At 72.5% G+C, this 15,245-nt stretch carries 16 protein-coding genes; 10 read left to right on the forward strand and 6 right to left on the reverse strand.

All coding sequences use genetic code 11. From position 1 onward, the window contains the following. Window positions 1-84: 84 nt before the first annotated feature. The gene (locus tag ACFYPG_RS13575; protein WP_387352077.1) at window positions 85-1,296 is read left to right on the forward strand and encodes a DUF4032 domain-containing protein; all 1,212 of its coding nucleotides are present in this window, start codon (window positions 85-87) and stop codon (window positions 1,294-1,296) included. Window positions 1,297-1,317: 21 nt separating this feature from the next. Here the strand turns inward: ACFYPG_RS13575 and nagA are convergent, their stop codons facing one another. Genes nagA through ACFYPG_RS13590 form a run of 3 tightly spaced genes read right to left on the reverse strand, consistent with a single transcriptional unit; the run spans window position 1,318 to window position 4,362 of the window. Beyond that, entirely contained in the window at window positions 1,318-2,427 is a 1,110-nt protein-coding gene (gene nagA / locus ACFYPG_RS13580; RefSeq protein ID WP_387352079.1) for an N-acetylglucosamine-6-phosphate deacetylase, read from the reverse strand. Then, window positions 2,424-3,377 (reverse strand): ROK family protein, encoded by a 954-nt coding sequence (locus ACFYPG_RS13585; RefSeq protein WP_387352081.1) that lies wholly within the window; start codon window positions 3,375-3,377, stop codon window positions 2,424-2,426. Before ACFYPG_RS13585 ends, nagA begins: the two co-directional genes overlap by 4 nt. Window positions 3,378-3,432: 55 nt before the next feature. Next, complete coding sequence (locus tag ACFYPG_RS13590; RefSeq protein WP_357193935.1) at window positions 3,433-4,362, reverse strand: sugar isomerase; 930 nt, start codon at window positions 4,360-4,362, stop codon at window positions 3,433-3,435. Window positions 4,363-4,562: 200 nt separating this feature from the next. On the opposite strand from ACFYPG_RS13590, the gene ACFYPG_RS13595 reads away from it, so the two are divergent. The 9 genes from ACFYPG_RS13595 (at window position 4,563) to ACFYPG_RS13635 (ending at window position 11,397) form a co-directional block, all read left to right on the forward strand. Then, complete coding sequence (locus tag ACFYPG_RS13595) at window positions 4,563-5,348, forward strand: DeoR/GlpR family DNA-binding transcription regulator (protein WP_091403015.1); 786 nt, start codon at window positions 4,563-4,565, stop codon at window positions 5,346-5,348. 121 nt (window positions 5,349-5,469) lie between these two features. After that, on the forward strand, window positions 5,470-6,480 hold the full coding sequence (locus ACFYPG_RS13600; RefSeq protein WP_355005877.1) for an ATP-binding cassette domain-containing protein: 1,011 nt from the start codon (window positions 5,470-5,472) through the stop codon (window positions 6,478-6,480). Further along, window positions 6,477-7,493 (forward strand): ABC transporter permease subunit, encoded by a 1,017-nt coding sequence (locus ACFYPG_RS13605; protein WP_355005876.1) that lies wholly within the window; start codon window positions 6,477-6,479, stop codon window positions 7,491-7,493. Before ACFYPG_RS13600 ends, ACFYPG_RS13605 begins: the two co-directional genes overlap by 4 nt. A gap of 110 nt (window positions 7,494-7,603) precedes the next feature. After that, window positions 7,604-8,002 carry a DUF3263 domain-containing protein gene (locus ACFYPG_RS13610; RefSeq protein WP_387352084.1) on the forward strand — a complete coding sequence of 133 codons (399 nt, stop codon included), beginning with the start codon at window positions 7,604-7,606 and terminating at the stop codon, window positions 8,000-8,002. A 227-nt stretch (window positions 8,003-8,229) separates the two neighbouring features. Then, complete coding sequence (locus tag ACFYPG_RS13615) at window positions 8,230-8,868, forward strand: hypothetical protein (protein ID WP_387352086.1); 639 nt, start codon at window positions 8,230-8,232, stop codon at window positions 8,866-8,868. Next, complete coding sequence (locus tag ACFYPG_RS13620) at window positions 8,865-9,260, forward strand: phage holin family protein (protein ID WP_355005873.1); 396 nt, start codon at window positions 8,865-8,867, stop codon at window positions 9,258-9,260. Before ACFYPG_RS13615 ends, ACFYPG_RS13620 begins: the two co-directional genes overlap by 4 nt. 22 nt (window positions 9,261-9,282) lie before the next feature. Then, window positions 9,283-9,882: a DUF3618 domain-containing protein gene (locus ACFYPG_RS13625; RefSeq protein WP_387352088.1), complete on the forward strand. Its 600-nt coding sequence runs from the start codon at window positions 9,283-9,285 to the stop codon at window positions 9,880-9,882. After that, window positions 9,851-10,738: a hypothetical protein gene (locus ACFYPG_RS13630; RefSeq protein ID WP_387352090.1), complete on the forward strand. Its 888-nt coding sequence runs from the start codon at window positions 9,851-9,853 to the stop codon at window positions 10,736-10,738. The genes ACFYPG_RS13625 and ACFYPG_RS13630 overlap by 32 nt, the downstream gene beginning before the upstream one ends. A 149-nt stretch (window positions 10,739-10,887) precedes the next feature. Then, window positions 10,888-11,397 carry a GNAT family N-acetyltransferase gene (locus tag ACFYPG_RS13635; RefSeq protein ID WP_355005870.1) on the forward strand — a complete coding sequence of 170 codons (510 nt, stop codon included), beginning with the start codon at window positions 10,888-10,890 and terminating at the stop codon, window positions 11,395-11,397. 52 nt (window positions 11,398-11,449) lie between these two features. Here ACFYPG_RS13635 and ACFYPG_RS13640 read toward each other — a convergent pair whose 3' ends face one another. From ACFYPG_RS13640 to ACFYPG_RS13650, 3 genes are all read right to left on the reverse strand, one after another. Continuing rightward, entirely contained in the window at window positions 11,450-12,382 is a 933-nt protein-coding gene (locus tag ACFYPG_RS13640) for an SMP-30/gluconolactonase/LRE family protein (RefSeq protein ID WP_387352092.1), read from the reverse strand. 93 nt (window positions 12,383-12,475) lie between these two features. Further along, the gene (locus ACFYPG_RS13645; RefSeq protein ID WP_387352094.1) at window positions 12,476-14,689 is read right to left on the reverse strand and encodes an AAA family ATPase; all 2,214 of its coding nucleotides are present in this window, start codon (window positions 14,687-14,689) and stop codon (window positions 12,476-12,478) included. A gap of 36 nt (window positions 14,690-14,725) precedes the next feature. Continuing rightward, a complete protein-coding gene (locus ACFYPG_RS13650; protein ID WP_355005867.1) occupies window positions 14,726-15,226 on the reverse strand; it encodes a hypothetical protein in 501 nt (166 codons plus the stop codon). Between the last annotated feature and the right edge of the window lie 19 nt (window positions 15,227-15,245).

Here is a 15,245-nt window from a genome sequence, read left to right on the forward strand (position 1 = left end):
CGGCGCGAGGCCGGGGTGTGCGGCGCTGTGGGCCCAACCACGATCAGAGGCGGATGAGGGGGACGACCAGTCATGCTTGTGCCCGTGCGGATCACGTCTGCTCTCGTGGACCCGGCGCTGCTCGACCTGCCCTGGTCGACACCGCTGGAGGAGTGGCCTGCCCAGCACCTGGTGGCGCTGCCGCAGGGCATCTCCCGGCACATCGTCCGTTTCGTCCGTTTGGGCGACTACGTGTACGCGTTCAAGGAGACCCGCGAGCGGATCGCCGAGCGGGAGTACGACCTGCTCCGGGCCCTGGAGCGGATCGACTTCCCGTCGGTCGAGGCGGTCGCGGTCGTCGCCGACCGGCAGACCGAGGACGGGGAGCCGCTCGAATCGGTGCTGATCACCCGGCACCTGCAGTTCTCGCTGCCGTACCGGGCGCTCTTCTCGCACACCCTCCGCCCGGAGACGATGAGCCGGCTGCTCGACGCGCTCGCCGCCCTGATCGTGCGGATGCACCTGACCGGCTTCTTCTGGGGCGACTGCTCACTGTCGAACACGCTGTTCCGACGGGACGCCGGTGCCTTCGCCGCCTACCTGGTGGACGCCGAGACAGGCGCTCTGCACAACGCGCTCTCCAACGGTCAGCGCGGTGAGGACCTGGAGATCGCCCGGGTGAACATCTTCGGTGAGGCGCTGGACCTGCAGGCCGCTGGCCTGCTGCACGAGTCCATCGACCCGGAGGTGGTGTGCGAGGAGGTCGTGCAGCGCTACGAGCGGCTCTGGCACGAGATCACCTATGAGCAGGCGATCGAGCGGGAGGCCCGGCGCGACATCGAGGGCCGGATCCGCCGCCTCAACGAGCTGGGCTTCGACGTCGCCGAGGTGGCCATGTCGACCATCGACGGTGGGCGTTTCCTGGTTCGGCCGAAGGTCGTCGATGCCGGCTACCACACCCGGCGGCTGCTGCGGCTGACCGGGCTGGACGCCGAGGAGAACCAGGCCCGCAAGCTGCTCAACGACCTGGACGCCTACCGTGCCGAGAGCGACCTGATCGACGAGCAGCAGGCGGCCCACCGCTGGCTCACCGAGGTCTTCGAGCCGGTGGTCCGGGCCGTCCCCGCGAACCTGCGACGCAAGCTGGAGCCGCAGGAACTGTTCGCCCAGATCATCGAGCACAAGTGGCTGCTCTCCGAGCAGGCCGGCCGGGACGTCGGGATGCGCCACGCGGTCCAGTCGTACCTGTCCGACGTGCTGGTCCACCGCCCCGACGAGCAGGCCATCCTCGGCGTGGAAGTCCCCACCCTCAGCTGACACCCAGCCTGGTTCCTGGCGTCACTCCACCCAGGAGCCTGCGCGTAGCACCCGCACCACGTTGAGGTCGTCGTCGAGCACCACCAGATCGGCGCGCAGGCCCACCTGGAGGGCTCCGACCCGGTCGCCCAGACCGATGGCTCGCGCCGGGGTGGTGGCCACCATCCGTGCGGCGTCGGCGATCGGGATTCCGGCGTTCACGGCGTGCCGCAGCGCGGCGTCCATGGTCAGCGTGCTGCCGGCGATCGCGCCGTCGCGGGCGAGTCGGGCCACCCCGTCAGCGACGGTGACGGCCTGGCCGCCCAACTCGTACTCGCCGTCGGGCATGCCGGCGGCGGCCATCGCGTCGGTGATCAGCGCGGCGCGGTCCGGGCCGGCGGTCGCGGTGACGAAGGTCAGCATGCCGTCGTGCAGGTGCACCCCGTCGGCGACCAGCTCGCAGATCACTGTGGGCGCGTCGAGCAGGGCCACCACCGGCCCGGGCTCACGGTGGTGCACCGGTCGCATCCCGTTGAACAGGTGGGTGCCGACGCTGGCGCCGGCGGCGACCGCGGCACGGGTCTGCTCGTACGTGGCGTCGGTGTGGCCCACCGCCGCCACCACCCGCTGCGCGGTGAGCAGCTTGATCGCCTCCAGCGCGCCGTCGCGCTCCGGGGCGAGGGTGACCATCCGGATCGCGCCCCGGCCCAGCTCGATCAGCTCGGTCAGCTCGTCGGTCGACGGGTCGCGCAGGTACTCCGGGTTCTGTGCGCCGCAGCGGGTGGCCGACAGGTACGGCCCCTCGAAGTGGATTCCCGCCAACACGCCCTCCTCGACCAACGGGGCGAACGCCTCGGTGGCCGTCCGCATCAGCGGAAAGGGCGAGCTGACCAGGCTGGCCAGCAGCGTGGTGGTGCCGTGGGCGAGGTGGAAGTCGGCCGCCGCGCGGGCTTCGTCGGCGTCCCCGGTGGTGAAGGTGTGCCCGCCACCGCCGTGCGTGTGCATGTCCACGAAGCCGGGCACGATCCAGTGCCCGTCGCGCACCGACGGATACTCGGCCACCGCTGTGATCCGATCACCGTCCCACTCGACGCAGCCCTGTCGGACGACTCCGGTCGGGGTCACCACTCGGCCGTTCACCCGTACGGTCATCGCTTCTCCTGATGGTCACGGACACCCACGGCGTCCAGGGCGAGCAGGGCGGCACCGAGGCAACCGGCCTCGTCGCCGAGGGCTGCCGCGACCAGTTGCGGCTCCCGGTGGAAGGTCATCCGTTCATGCAGCGCCGCCCGCAGCGGCGTCAGCAGCCGGTCCCCGGCCTGGGCCAGGCCGCCGCCGAGCACTATCGTCGCCACGTCGAACAGCGCCTGCCCGCTCGCGAGGCCATCGGCGAGCGCCTCGATCGCCTCCTGCCAGACCTGGCCGGCGAGTGGTTCACCGGCCGCCGCCCGGTCGGCCACCTCGGCCGCGGTCGCCGGGGCGTCGGCGGTGTCGCCGGCGAGTTCGGCGTAGCGGCGGCCGATCGCGGCGGCCGACGCGACCGCCTCCAGGCAGCCGGGGCGGCCGCAGCCGCAGCGCGGACCGTCGGGCCGGACCAGGATGTGGCCGATCTCCCCGGCGGCGCCGTGGGCCCCCACCGCGGCCGTGCCGTCGACGACGTGCGCGGCGGCGATGCCGGTGCCGATGGCCACGAACAGCACGTGCCCGGTGCCGCGTCCGGCGCCGAGCCGGGCCTCGGCGAGACCACCGACACGCACGTCGTGGCCGAGCGCCGTCGGCAGGCCGAGCCGCTGCACGGTCAGGTCCCGCAGGGGTACGTCCCGGAAGCCCACGTTCGCCGACCAGACCGCGACGCCGCGTGCCTCGTCCACCACCCCGGGCACGGCGATGCCCACCGCGATCGGGGTGAGCCCGTCGGCGCGGGCCTTGTCGGCCAGCCCACCGGCCACGTCCAGGATGGTGCCGACCACGGCGGCCGGGCCGCGTGCGGCGTCGGTGGGGTGCCGTTCGGTGCCCACCACGACGCCGTCCGGTCGGACCAGGGCGCACTTCATGCCGGTGCCGCCGACGTCCAGCGCAACGACCACGCGGTCGTCGCTCACGGCGCCACCTCGGTTCGTGACTGCGGGGCTCGCAACCCCAGCTCACTCCTCGCGCTCACGCCAACACCACGGACCGGGTCAGGTGGCGGGGCGCGTCCGGGTCGAGGCCCCGGCTGGTGGCCAGCGCGACCGCGAAGCGTTGGGCCAGGATCAGGTCGGCCATCGGGTCGACCGGGGTACGGCCGGCAGACCAGCTGCCCAGCACCGTGCGCCAGCCGTGTGTGCGGCTGTGCACGAAGGCCGCCCCGGTGGCGGCCACATCCTCGGGCAGCCCGTCGGGCAGCTCACCGAACGCCCAGACCAGCCGGCCCGGCGCGGCGACTGAGATGGGACCGTGCCGGTAGTCCATCGCCGGGTACGCCTCGGCCCAGAAGGTGGCCGCCTCGCGGCACTTCAGCGCCGCCTCCTGGGCCAGCCCGACCGTCCACCCCCGACCGAGGAAGGTGACCTGCTCGATGGTGGCCGGGTCGATCGGCAGCGGGGACCGCACCGCCACTTCGGCGTCGGCGGCGAGCGCTGTCACCGGGTCGCCGAGCTGGGCCCGGAGCAGGGCCAGCGCGGTGGTCGCGAAGCGGGTCTGCACCACCGACCGTTCGTCGGCGAAGGGCAGGGCGACGGTGGCGGTGGCCAGCTCGACCGCTGGGGACGCGGGGTCGCCGACGATCACTGTGGTGGGTGTTTGTCCGCGCAGCGCGGCGAGCAGCTCCAGCACCTCGGTGGTGGTGCCGGAACGGGTGATCGCGATCAGCCGGTCGTAGCGGCGGCCGGCGGGGAACTCGGACGCCTGGAACGCGTCGGTCTCACCCTGGCCGGCCTGCTCGCGGCGGGCCGCGTACGCCATCGCCATGAACCACGACGTGCCGCAACCGACGACGGCGACCCGCTCCCCGGGGCGCGGCAGGTCACCGCGCACGACCTCGGCCAGCCGGGCCGCCTCCCGCCAGCAGTCGGGTTGGCTCGCGATCTCCGCGTCCACGTACGCCATGGGAAACTCCTCGCAGGGCCGATCGGTGCGCAATACGGCTCGTTAGACCCGCATTTCGCGCGTTATTCTGCGCGAACGCGGGTGACCATGGCAACCGGCCGGCCGATCGCGCAGGTCAGTCTTTTGCGCCAGCCTAGTTTCGCGCACTAGTGTGCACGCAATCAATCACCGTCCGTGCAGTTGCTGGGAGGGCCCCCGCGGTGGACCGGTACGCCAGATGGAACGCCCTGCTCGAAATGCTGACCGACAACGGCCGGGTCAGCGTCGAGGCGGCAGCCGAGCGGCTGGACGTCTCCCAGGCCACCATCCGGCGTGACTTCGACCAGCTCGCGCAGCAGCAGATGATCACGAGGACCCGGGGCGGCGCGGTCGCCAACGGCGTGTCGTACGACCTGCCGCTGCGCTACAAGACGGCCAAGCACTCGGCCGAGAAGCAGCGGATCGGGGCTGCCGCCGCCGCGCTCGTCACGCCGGGCACCGTGGTCGGCCTGAACGGCGGCACCACCAGCACCGAGGTGGCGAGGGCGCTCGCCGTCCGACCGGATCTGAACACCAGCGCCGAGGGTGCCCAGCTCACCGTGGTGACGAACGCGCTGAACATCGCCAACGAGCTGCTGGTCCGGTCCCGGATGAAGGTCGTGGTGGCCGGCGGCGTGGTGCGGCCGAAGTCGTTCGAACTGGTCGGGCCGCTGGGTGGGGCGCTGCTGCGCGAGGTCACCCTGGACGTCGCCCTGCTCGGCGTGGACGCGATCGACCCGCAGCTCGGCGCCGCCGCCCACCACGAGGGGGAGGCGGCGATGAACAACCTGATGGTGGCCCGCGCCAAGCGGGTGGTGATCATCGCGGACTCGTCCAAGCTGGGCGGTCACGCCTTCGCCCGGATCTGCCCGGTCGAGCGGGTGGAGACGCTGGTGACCGACTCCGGTGCCGCGCCGGAGGTGGTGGACGCGTTCCGCGCTGCCGGCGTACAGGTCATCTGCGCCTGAGGGGTCACGCTCCGTCGATGAATTAGCCTGATCGGCGAGTCGATGCATACCGCGTATTGCGCGCTCCTGCATACCGCGTATGGTGTCGGCTGTCACGCCCACACATCGGGGGAGGTGCAGCTTGCCAGCTGTCCTGGAGATCGAAGGTCTACGTAAGACGTACAAGAGTCGTCGACGCGGCACCCGCAACGCGCTCGACGGCTTCGACATGCGGGTCGACGCGGGGCAGGTGCACGGCTTCCTGGGTCCCAACGGGTCCGGCAAGACCACCACGCTGCGTACCCTGCTCGGCCTGATCCGACCCGACGGCGGCCGGATGGCGCTGCTCGGGCACGAGGTTCCCGACGCGCTGCCCGCGGTCGCCGGCCAGGTCGGCGCGATAGTGGAGAGCCCGCAGTTCTTCCCGCACTTCACGGCCCGGGACACACTGTCCCTGCTCGCCGGTGCGGGCGAGGTGCCGGCCGTCCGCGTCGACGAGGTCCTGGAACTCGTCGGGCTGCGTGACAGGGCCGGCGAGCGGGTCAAGACGTACTCGTTGGGCATGAAGCAGCGGCTCGCCGTGGCCTCGGCTCTGCTGAAGAACCCGAAGCTGCTCATCCTCGACGAGCCGGCCAACGGCCTCGACCCGGGCGGCATCCGGGAGATGCGCACGCTGATGCGCACCCTCGCCGAGTCCGGAATGACTGTGGTGCTGTCCAGCCACATCCTCGGTGAGATCCAGCTGATCTGCGACTCGGTCACCATCATCTCGCTGGGCCGGCGGGTCGCGTTCGGTCCCGTCGACGAGGTGCTCGCGCAGCACTCGTCCGGCGCGGTCCGGATCCGGCTGGAGGCGGTCAGCGACCTGCCGGTGGCCACCGAGGCGCTGACCCAGGCGGGAATCCGGGTCACCGGTCACCCGGACCACCTGATGCTGACCGGCGTCGACAAGCCGGCTGCTGTGACGCGGCTGCTCGCCGAGAAGAACCTCTACGTCAGCGAGTTGGCGCCGATCGCCGTCGATCTGGAGAGCGTCTTCCTCGAACTGACCGCCACCGCGCCGGTACCCGGTCAGCACCGGCAGGTCGACGAGTCCACGAAGGTTGGCGGGACGGGTCAGCCCGGTCCCGCCGGGGGAGGGTGGGGCGCGTGAGCCTCTTTCGTACGGAGCTGCGCCGGCTCACCAAGCGGCGCTTCACCCGCTACTCGACGCTGCTCGGCCTGCTGGTGCTGGTCGCGGTGGTGGTCGGGGTGTTCTTCACCAACCAGAAGATCGACGCCGCTCAGCTCGCTCGGGCCGAACGTCAGGCCGACCAGCAGTACCAGGAGCAGGTGCGCTGGAGCGAGCAGGAACGCGCGGAGTGCGAGAAGGCCAAGACGGCCGGTACGGCGACTGACGGCCGCTACCCGGACGACTGCTCGGTGATCACCGCCCCGTCCCGGGACCAGATCCAGGCCGACTGGTTCCTGCCCTCGACGTTCGACTTCAAGAAGACGTTCGACGAGACGTTGATCCCGTTCGCGGCGATCCTCGCCCTGGTCGGGTTCGTCATCGGCGCGTCCTTCGTCGGGGCCGAGTGGAGCACCGGCGGCATGATGAACCTGCTGCTCTGGCGGCCGAAGCGGCTCACCGTACTGCTCACCAAGCTGGCTGCGCTGCTCACCGGCATCCTGGCGGTGACGCTGCCGGCCGCGGTGCTGTGGTTCGCCGGGTTCTGGGCGGTCGCCACGTTCCGGGGCAGCACCGAGAAGATGACCTCCGGGGTCTGGCAGTCGTTCCTGCTGACCGGTCTGCGCGGAGTGGCGCTGGTGCTGGTGATCACCACCATCGGCTTCGCCCTCGCCTCGTTGGGTCGGCACACCGCGATGGCCCTCGGTGGCGTGGTGGCGGTGATGGTCGTCGGCCAGTTCGGTCTGGGCATCCTGCTGGGAATGGCGGGCGTGCGGTTCGCCGAGGCATGGCTGCTGCCCACGTACATCCTGGCCTGGATGACGAAGACGGTCACGCTGCAGGACTGGAACTCCTGCAACGCGACCTACTACGGGGAGTGCAAACCGGCCACGATGGACATCACCTGGCAGCAGTCCTCGGTCCTGCTCTCGGTCTCGGTGCTGGTGATCCTCGGGGCGGCGCTCTGGACGATGCGCCGCCGCGACATCACCTGACCGGACCGAAGTGACGCGGCGCGGCCGGCCCGGCCGTCGGGGTTCCCGGCGGTACGGACCGGCCGCGCCGCCTGCTGCGTCCCTGGTCGCCGCTGACTAGGCTGAACGACATGTCCGCCGACACCTCCCCGGCCGCCCCCGAGCCGTCCACCGACGCTCGTCCGGGTGAGCCTGCGGGTGCTGCCGGGCCGACAGTCCCGAACCCCCGACCGGCGCCGTCCATCGAGACCGCCGACGCGCCCCCCGCCGCCGAGGCGGCGCCGCCCGCCGATCCGGCGGCGGGGCTGACCGAGCGGGAGCGGGCCATCCTCGCCTTCGAGCAGCAGTGGTGGCGGCACGCCGGTGCCAAGGAGCAGGCCGTTCGGGACACCTTCGGAATCTCGTCGACCCGGTACTACCAGCTGCTCAACGGCCTGCTGGACAATCCGGCAGCCCTCGCTGCCGACCCGGTGCTGATCAGCCGCCTCCGTCGCCTGCGCTCCTCCCGAGCCCGCAACCGCCGCCGCTAACCCCCCCCGCCCGGCCTCACCCCTCACCCCGTTGCCCCGGCGATCTTGCACTTGCTGTTGTTGATTAGCGGCCTTTGGGGTTTTTGTCGGGACAGAAAATGCAAGATCGCGGAGGTGGTCGGCGGGTCGGGGCGGGCCTGTTGCGGTCGCATGGCGGGTGGCCCGGCGGGTACGCGGGAGGAGTTCCGGGGTCGCACGCGACCTCGGGCTCAGGAAAGGAGCGGGGTATGACGGCAACGAACCAGAGCGGCACAGGACAGCAGGCCCGCCAGGAAGCGTCGCGCGTCGGCCAGCAGGCCGCCCAGGCCGGGGGGCAGGTCGCCCATACCGCAGCTGAGCAGGGCGGTCAGGTGGCCGCGGAGGCGCGGCGACAGGCCCAGCAGTTGACAGGCGAGGCCACCGGGCAGCTTCGTGATCAGGCACAGACGCAGCAGCGGCGGGCCGCCGCGGGCCTGCGTGACCTGGGTCAGAACCTCAGTTCGATGGCCGAACGGGACGGCGACTCCGGGTTGGCCGGTCAGGTGGTACGCAAGGCGGCCGACGCCGCCCAGCAGGCCGCCGGTTGGCTCGACGAGCGCGAACCCGGCGAGGTGCTCGACGAGGTGCGCACGTACGCGCGGCAGCATCCGACGACGTTCCTCGCGGGCGCGGCGGTGGCCGGGCTGCTGGTCGGGCGGCTCACCCGTGGCCTGACCGCACCGGCCTCGGGCAACGGTCAGTCCGCAGGTCCGTCCCGTGCCCCGTCATCCGGGCAGGGTGTACCGGCGGACGCCGGTCAGCAGCCGTACGTGGGTACGGCGCGGGCGCAGAACGTCTCGCCTCCCGGTGCGCAGGCGCGGGACCTGCCCGGCGGGGTGGCACCGTGAGCGCCCCGGAGAAGGAGCGGACCCAGGCGTCGGTCGGCGACCTGATCGGCGACGTGACCCGGGACATGTCCACTCTGGTGCGCAAGGAGGTCGAACTGGCCAAGGCCGAGCTCCGCGAGGAAGCCACCCAGGTGGGCAAGTCGGGCGGAATGTTCGGCGCCGCCGGGCTGGCCGGATTCCTGGCTGTGCTCTTCGTGTCGTACGCCGTCTGGTGGGGGCTGTCCAACACGATGGACCAGGGGTGGGCGGCGCTGATCGTCGCGGTCCTCTGGGCCGCCGTGGCCGGTGGCCTCTTCATCAACGCCCGGACCCAGCTGAAGCGGGCTCGTGCGGTTCTGCCCCGGACGAAGCAGACTGCCCGGGAGCTGCCGGACGCCCTGCGGGGTCGGTGAACGAGTCGGGAGGGAACAGGTCATGTCCAGTGATCCGGATCGGATCCGGCGGGAGATCGAGACCACCCGCAACGAGTTGAGCAGTGACGTCGACGCGCTGACCGACAGGGTCAACCCGCGTCGGATCGCCGGTGACCGCGTCGGGCAGGCCCGCGGGGCTTTCACCCGAGCGAAGGAGAAGATGATGGGCAGCTCGAACCACCTGGGCCAGGAAACCGGCCAACGGATGTCGCACGCGGCCGGTTCGGTACGCGACGAAACCCGTTCACTCGGGCAGCAGTCCCGCGAGCAGGCGCAGGGCAACCCGGTGGCCGCCGGCCTGGTCGCCTTCGGAGTCGGTCTGCTGGCGGCTTCCCTGATCCCGCCGAGCGGACGTGAGCGGCAACTCGCCGGGCGCGCGCGGAACATGGTGAGTGAGCATTCCGGTGAGCTGCGCGAGCAGGCGAGCCAGGTTGGCCACCAGATGCAGGACAACCTGCGGGAGCCCGCGCAGCAGGCGGCGCAGTCGGTCCGGTCCAGCGCCCAGCAGGGCGTGTCCGCGGTACGCGACCAGGGCCGTTCGGCCGCCGGTCAGGTGCAGGGAGAGACGCATGCGGCCGTCGACGACTTTCGACAGCGTTGACCCGACCGGTCTGCCGGGGCCGGCGCCGGTGATGCGGGTACGTTCCGCGTCCGCGCCGGCCCCGGGCCGCCCGGTCAACGAGGACCTGGTCTTCCGGTTCGGCCCGCTGGTCGGTGTCCTGGACGGCGCGACGGTGCCGGACGGCTTCGAGACCGGCTGCGTGCACGGGCCAGAGTGGTACGTCCGGCACCTGGCGGCCCGGATCGGCGTCGCCGAGGCGGTGCGCCCGGCGGCCCGGCTGACGAGCAACCTGGCGGCGGCCATCCTCGCCGTACGCGCCGACCACGGCGGGCAGTGCGACCTCGACCACCCGGGCACCCCGTCCAGCACGGTCTGCCTCCTGCGGGACTGTGGCGACCAGGTGGACTACCTGGTGCTCTGCGACAGCCCGCTGGTCCTTGACGTCGGCGGGCAGGTCAGCGCGGTCACCGACAACCGATTGGACGCGGCGATGGCGGAGCTGCGGGAGACAGTGGCCGTCCTGCCGGGCGGTGCGGCGGACCCGGTCACCCGGTTCCGGCACGCTGTGAGCGTCCAGCGGGAGCGGATGAACCGCACCCACGGCTACTGGGTGGCGGCCTCCGACCCGGACGCTGCCTTCCACGCTGTCACCGGGACCGCGCCCCGGCGTGGTCCCGGGGCGCTGCGGCGGGCGGCGCTGCTCAGTGACGGCGCGTCCAGTGCGGTGGAGCAGTTCGCGCTGACCGACTGGGCTGGTCTGCTCGACCTGCTGAGCGCCGACGGTCCGGGGGCGTTGATCGACCGGGTGCGCAACGCCGAGCGCGACCACCCCGACCGACTGCGCCGACACAAGTCCAGCGACGACGCCTCGGTGGTGTTCTGCGAGTTCGGGTAGGCGTTTTGGGCCTGGGACACCCGGTCGGGTGACAACAGAGCGTGATGTGGAACACCGTGGCCGCCCGACCGGCCGGTACCGCTGTCCGGACCGCCAGTGGATGGCCAATGGGGTGGACTTCGGCCGATGAGGGCGGCAGACTGCGGCACGTGGCGGGTGCGGTCCGGCTGGAGCCGGTGGACGAGAGCAACCTGGAGCCGTTGCTCTCCGTAGCGGCGGCGGAGGCGGAGCCGGGTGACGTGATGCCCCCGGTCGAGGCACCCGCCGGCTGGTCGCTCGCCCGTCGCGAGGCGTTCCGCGAATTCCACCGGGCGAGCTACGGCGGGCTGGATGGCCCGACCGGTTCGCAGATGTACGCCATCCTCGTCGGCGGCGAGGTGATGGGCATGGTGCGGATGACGCGCTGTGACGAGCCCGGCACTGTGGAGACCGGGATGTGGCTCGGGCGCTCGGCACGGGGGCAGGGGATCGGCGCGGCCGCCCTGCGGGAGCTGCTGAACGCCGCCGCGCGGGCTGGTATGCAAGCGGTCGTCGCCGAGACGACCCCGGACAACATCGGCGCGGTCGCGGTCCTGCGGAAGTGTGGCGCGAAACTGCGCGAGGACGACGGCAAGGTACGCGCCGAGATCTGCCTCGATTCGACGCCGCCCGCCTTCTGAGCTGGCCGTCGGGCCGGCGACGACCACAACGGGTCGCCGCCGACCGCCTGGGTCAGGCCGGCAGCCGAACGATGTCGTAGTCGGTGCTGGGCGTGGACTCCACGTCGAACCGACCGTTCACCACGTACAACGCCGAGCCGAGCAGGTCGCCGGTGGCCGGCGAACGCAGCTGCGGGCCGGTGATCTCCCGCTGCACCACTCCGGCGGTGTAGCCGGCGTTCAGCCGGACCACAGCGATGACGTTGGTCAGGTTCCGGATCACGTAGAGGGTGCGTCCGCGCAGGACCAGCCCGTCGGCCCGGTCCACCGAGTAGCCGCCCAGGTCGACGAGGCGGCTGCCGCCGGTACGCGGGTCGACGCGCACGAGCTGACCGGCGAGCATCTGCGCGACCAGCAGGTCGCCGTCCGGCAGCGCCACGATCCCGTTGTGGTAGACGTCTGGAGTGCCCGCCGGACCGCTGAGCTGCAGCACCCGGGAGGCGGTGGGGGCTGGAAGGCGACCACCCGGGCCCAGGGGCACCACGTACAGCACCTGCCGCGCGGAGTCGGTGAAGTAGACCGCTCGCTGGGTGATCACGAGGTCGTTGACGTAGCTGCCCGGAACATCGGTGAACTGGTAGTGGGCCAGCCTGGTGCCGGTGTCCGCGTCGTACACGCTCGCGCCCCCGCCGGAGAAGTCGGCGGTCCAGAGCCGGCCCTGCGGGTCGAGCTTGAGGCCCGCCTTGTCGGTGCCGGGTGTGCCGGGGATCAGCACCGAGCCGCGCCCGGTGCGTAAGTCACCCCGCCACACGGCACCGTCAAGAATGGACCCCACGAAGACGGTGGTGCCCCGACCGATCGTCAGTCCTTCCGGGGTGAACCCGTTCGGCAGCGCGATCCGGGCGGGGAACGGCTTCGTCGGATGAGCCGCCGCCGGTGCACCGACCGAGACCAGGGTCGCCGCCGCCACGAGGGGGACGATGAGAAGAGAGAGCAGCTTGCGCAAGGAACACCACCTGACGTCGCAGTGGACGACTCCACTGAGGAATGTGACGTCTTAGGAACGTTCTGGGCGCGACGAAAGGTTGTGCCGGCCTGATCACTCCCGGTTGGCGGCGTAGTCGGCGAGCCACTTGACCTGGACCGGGTCCAGCGATGGTCGTACCCGGGCCCGCGCGGTCGACACGTGCTGGGCGGTGACCGTGGCGGCGGCGAGCGACTCCCGCATCGCGGCGAGCGCCGCCTCGCGGATCAGCGCCGCGCAGTCCGCGGCGGAGAAGCCGGTCAGCTCGTCGCCGAGAGCCGGCAGGTCGACGTCCGGTGCCAGCGGCACCTGCCGGGACGCGGCCCGCAGGATCTCCGCGCGGGCGGGCCCGTCCGGGGGTGGCACGTAGACCAGCCGCTCCAACCGGCCCGGCCGCAGCAGCGCCGGGTCGACCAGGTCCGGCCGGTTCGTCGCACCGACCACCACCACGTTGCGCAGCGTCTCCACCCCGTCCAACTCGGTGAGCAGGGCGGCGACCACCCGGTCCGTGGTGCCCCCGTCGGTGGCCTGGCCGCGTACCGGGGCCAGCGCGTCCACCTCGTCCAGGAAGATCAGCGTGGGGGCCGCCTCCCGGGCCCGACGGAACAGTTCGCGGACCGCGCGTTCGCTCTCACCGACCCACTTGGAGAGCAGTTCGGCCCCCTTGACCGACAGCACGTTGGCCCGCCCCGACCCGGCCAGCGCGGTGACCAGGTAGGTCTTGCCGCAGCCCGGTGGCCCGTAGAGCAGCACACCGCGCGGCGGCTGCACGCCGAGCCGGGCGAAGGTGTCCGGGTAGGTCAGCGGCCACAGCACCGATTCGGTCAGCGTCTGCTTGACCTCGTCCAGGCCACCCACGTCGTCCAGGGTCACCGAGGCCAGATCCAGTGTGGAAGCCGCCATCGTGGTGGGCCGGACCACCTCCCGGGCGGCGGTGAAATCGGCCATCGACACCGTCGGCGTCTCGGCGGACTTCTGCCGCAGCGCCGCGCGTACCCCGGCCTCCCGGACCAGCGCGGCCAGGTCCGCCGCGACGAACCCGGGGGTACGCGCGGCCACCTCGTCCAGCCGGACGTCGTCGGCCAGCGGCACCTGCCGGGTCAGCACTGTGAGCTGTTCGCGGCGCAGTGCCTGATCCGGGAGCGGGACGCTGATCCGCAGCGACAGCAGGTCGGGCGCGCGCAGTGCGGGGTCGACCGCCTCCGGTCGGCCGGTGGTGCAGACCACCGCGACGCCGGCCCGGATGCTCTCCGCGAGCACCTGCCGGAACACCGTCGCCACCGCACCCGGATCGTCGGCCGGCGCGAGCGCCTCGACGTCGGTGACCAGCAGTACCGCGGGCCCTTCGGCCCGGGCCGCCGATGCCGCGACGCGCAACCGCTCCGCGGCGGCCTGACTGGCCAAGGCGGCCACCTCCGGCGCCCAGAGCGGGTGGACGCGGGCACCGACCCGGGCGGCCACGGCTCGGACCAGGGCCGACTTTCCGGAGCCCGCCGGACCCACGAGCAACACCCCCAACGAGATGGTGGTGCCGAGCCGACCCAGCACCTCCCGGTGGTGGAAGCCGAGGTCCAGCAGCTCGGTCAGCTCCTCGGCCTGGGCCCGCAGCCCGGGCAGCTCGTCCACGTCGGGCGTGTCGTCCGCCGCAACGGCGTCGGCGCTCGCAACCGGCCGGGTCGACGCGGTGCCGGCCGGGGCGGGCCCGCCGTGGGTCGTCGCACCGTGCTCCCAGGCGACAGCTGTGCCCATGGTGACCAGCGCGCCGGCCGCCGGCTCGACCTCGACCACGCTGAGCAGCGTGCTGGTCCAGGCGAAACCGACGGTGTTGGCGAGGCTGCGTCGCGCCGCCTCGACCAGGCTGCGGACCGAGGCGTCCGGCAGTACGTCCTGCGGCAGCAGCGACACGTCGTCCCCGGCGGTGAGCACCTTGCCCAGCAGGGCGAGCCGGAGCATCTCCGGGCTGACCGCCGCGACGACCCCCACCGGCCCGGCCAGGACGACCCGGCTCGCCGGGACCAACGGCGCGGGGCTCACCCGCACCTGACCGCCGTCGCGCAGACCCAGGTTGCCCAACGTCAGGTCGTCGGCGTACAGCAGGGCGCTGCTCGCGCCCGGCCCGGCCGCCGCCGCGATCCCGGCGGTCTCCCGGCGGCCGACAAGGCGGACCGGGTCGCCGGGGCGCAGCCCCAGCGCTGTCAGTGCCTCCGGGTGCAGGCGCACGATGCCCCGTCGGGCGTCCAGCGCCGCCGGCCGCAGGCTCGCCGTCAAGGTCAGGTCGGGTTGCGCCACTGCCCGACCGTAGCCGCCGTCAGCCAGCCCCGCCGGTCAGCGCCGCGGATCCAACTCGTCCAGCAGCGTCGGGTCGCTTCGGATCAGCTCGGCCAACCGGGCCGCCGGGTCCGGCGTCAACCCGTCCGGACCGGGCGCCCAGGCGGGCACCGTCCGGCCGGAGAGCGGCCAGACCGGCGGGGGTTCCACCGGAGTCGGCGGGGGAACCGGTCCGACAGTGACGGCAGGCCCGTCCCAGGAGACCCGCATCGGGTACGTCCGACCGGCGTGCTCCACCTGCACTGTCACCGCCAGCCCGGGGTAGGCCCCGACGACCTGGCGGACCGCCTCGGCCACCTCCTCGACAGGCCCCCATCCGGCCACCTCGCTCGGCGTCTCCACCCCCGCGTGCCGGCCCGACCGGGCGTTGCGGGTGTCGCCGCCGAGGCCGGGCGGGCCCGACGGTGCTGTGGTGTCGTCACGGTCGGCGGCCCGACGGCGCGACGCCTCCTCACGTCGGGCCAGCCGCGCCAGCGTCTCGTCCAGGTCGCCCCTCATCAGATCACCTCTTCCCGCC

The sequence above is a fragment of the Micromonospora sp. NPDC005553 genome (assembly GCF_042871765.1).
Taxonomy (GTDB): domain Bacteria; phylum Actinomycetota; class Actinomycetes; order Mycobacteriales; family Micromonosporaceae; genus Micromonospora.

Bases quoted from the DNA above. Each gene is read 5' to 3' on its own strand.
- ACFYPG_RS13625 (WP_387352088.1), top strand. From the start codon at position 9,283: ATGTCCAGTGATCCGGATCGGATCCGGCGGGAGATCGAGACCACCCGC.
- ACFYPG_RS13650 (WP_355005867.1), bottom strand. From the start codon at position 15,226: ATGAGGGGCGACCTGGACGAGACGCTGGCGCGGCTGGCCCGACGTGAG.
- ACFYPG_RS13615 (WP_387352086.1), top strand. From the start codon at position 8,230: ATGACGGCAACGAACCAGAGCGGCACAGGACAGCAGGCCCGCCAGGAA.
- ACFYPG_RS13610 (WP_387352084.1), top strand. From the start codon at position 7,604: ATGTCCGCCGACACCTCCCCGGCCGCCCCCGAGCCGTCCACCGACGCT.
- ACFYPG_RS13590 (WP_357193935.1), bottom strand. From the start codon at position 4,362: ATGGCGTACGTGGACGCGGAGATCGCGAGCCAACCCGACTGCTGGCGG.
- ACFYPG_RS13630 (WP_387352090.1), top strand. From the start codon at position 9,851: ATGCGGCCGTCGACGACTTTCGACAGCGTTGACCCGACCGGTCTGCCG.
- nagA (WP_387352079.1), bottom strand. From the start codon at position 2,427: ATGACCGTACGGGTGAACGGCCGAGTGGTGACCCCGACCGGAGTCGTC.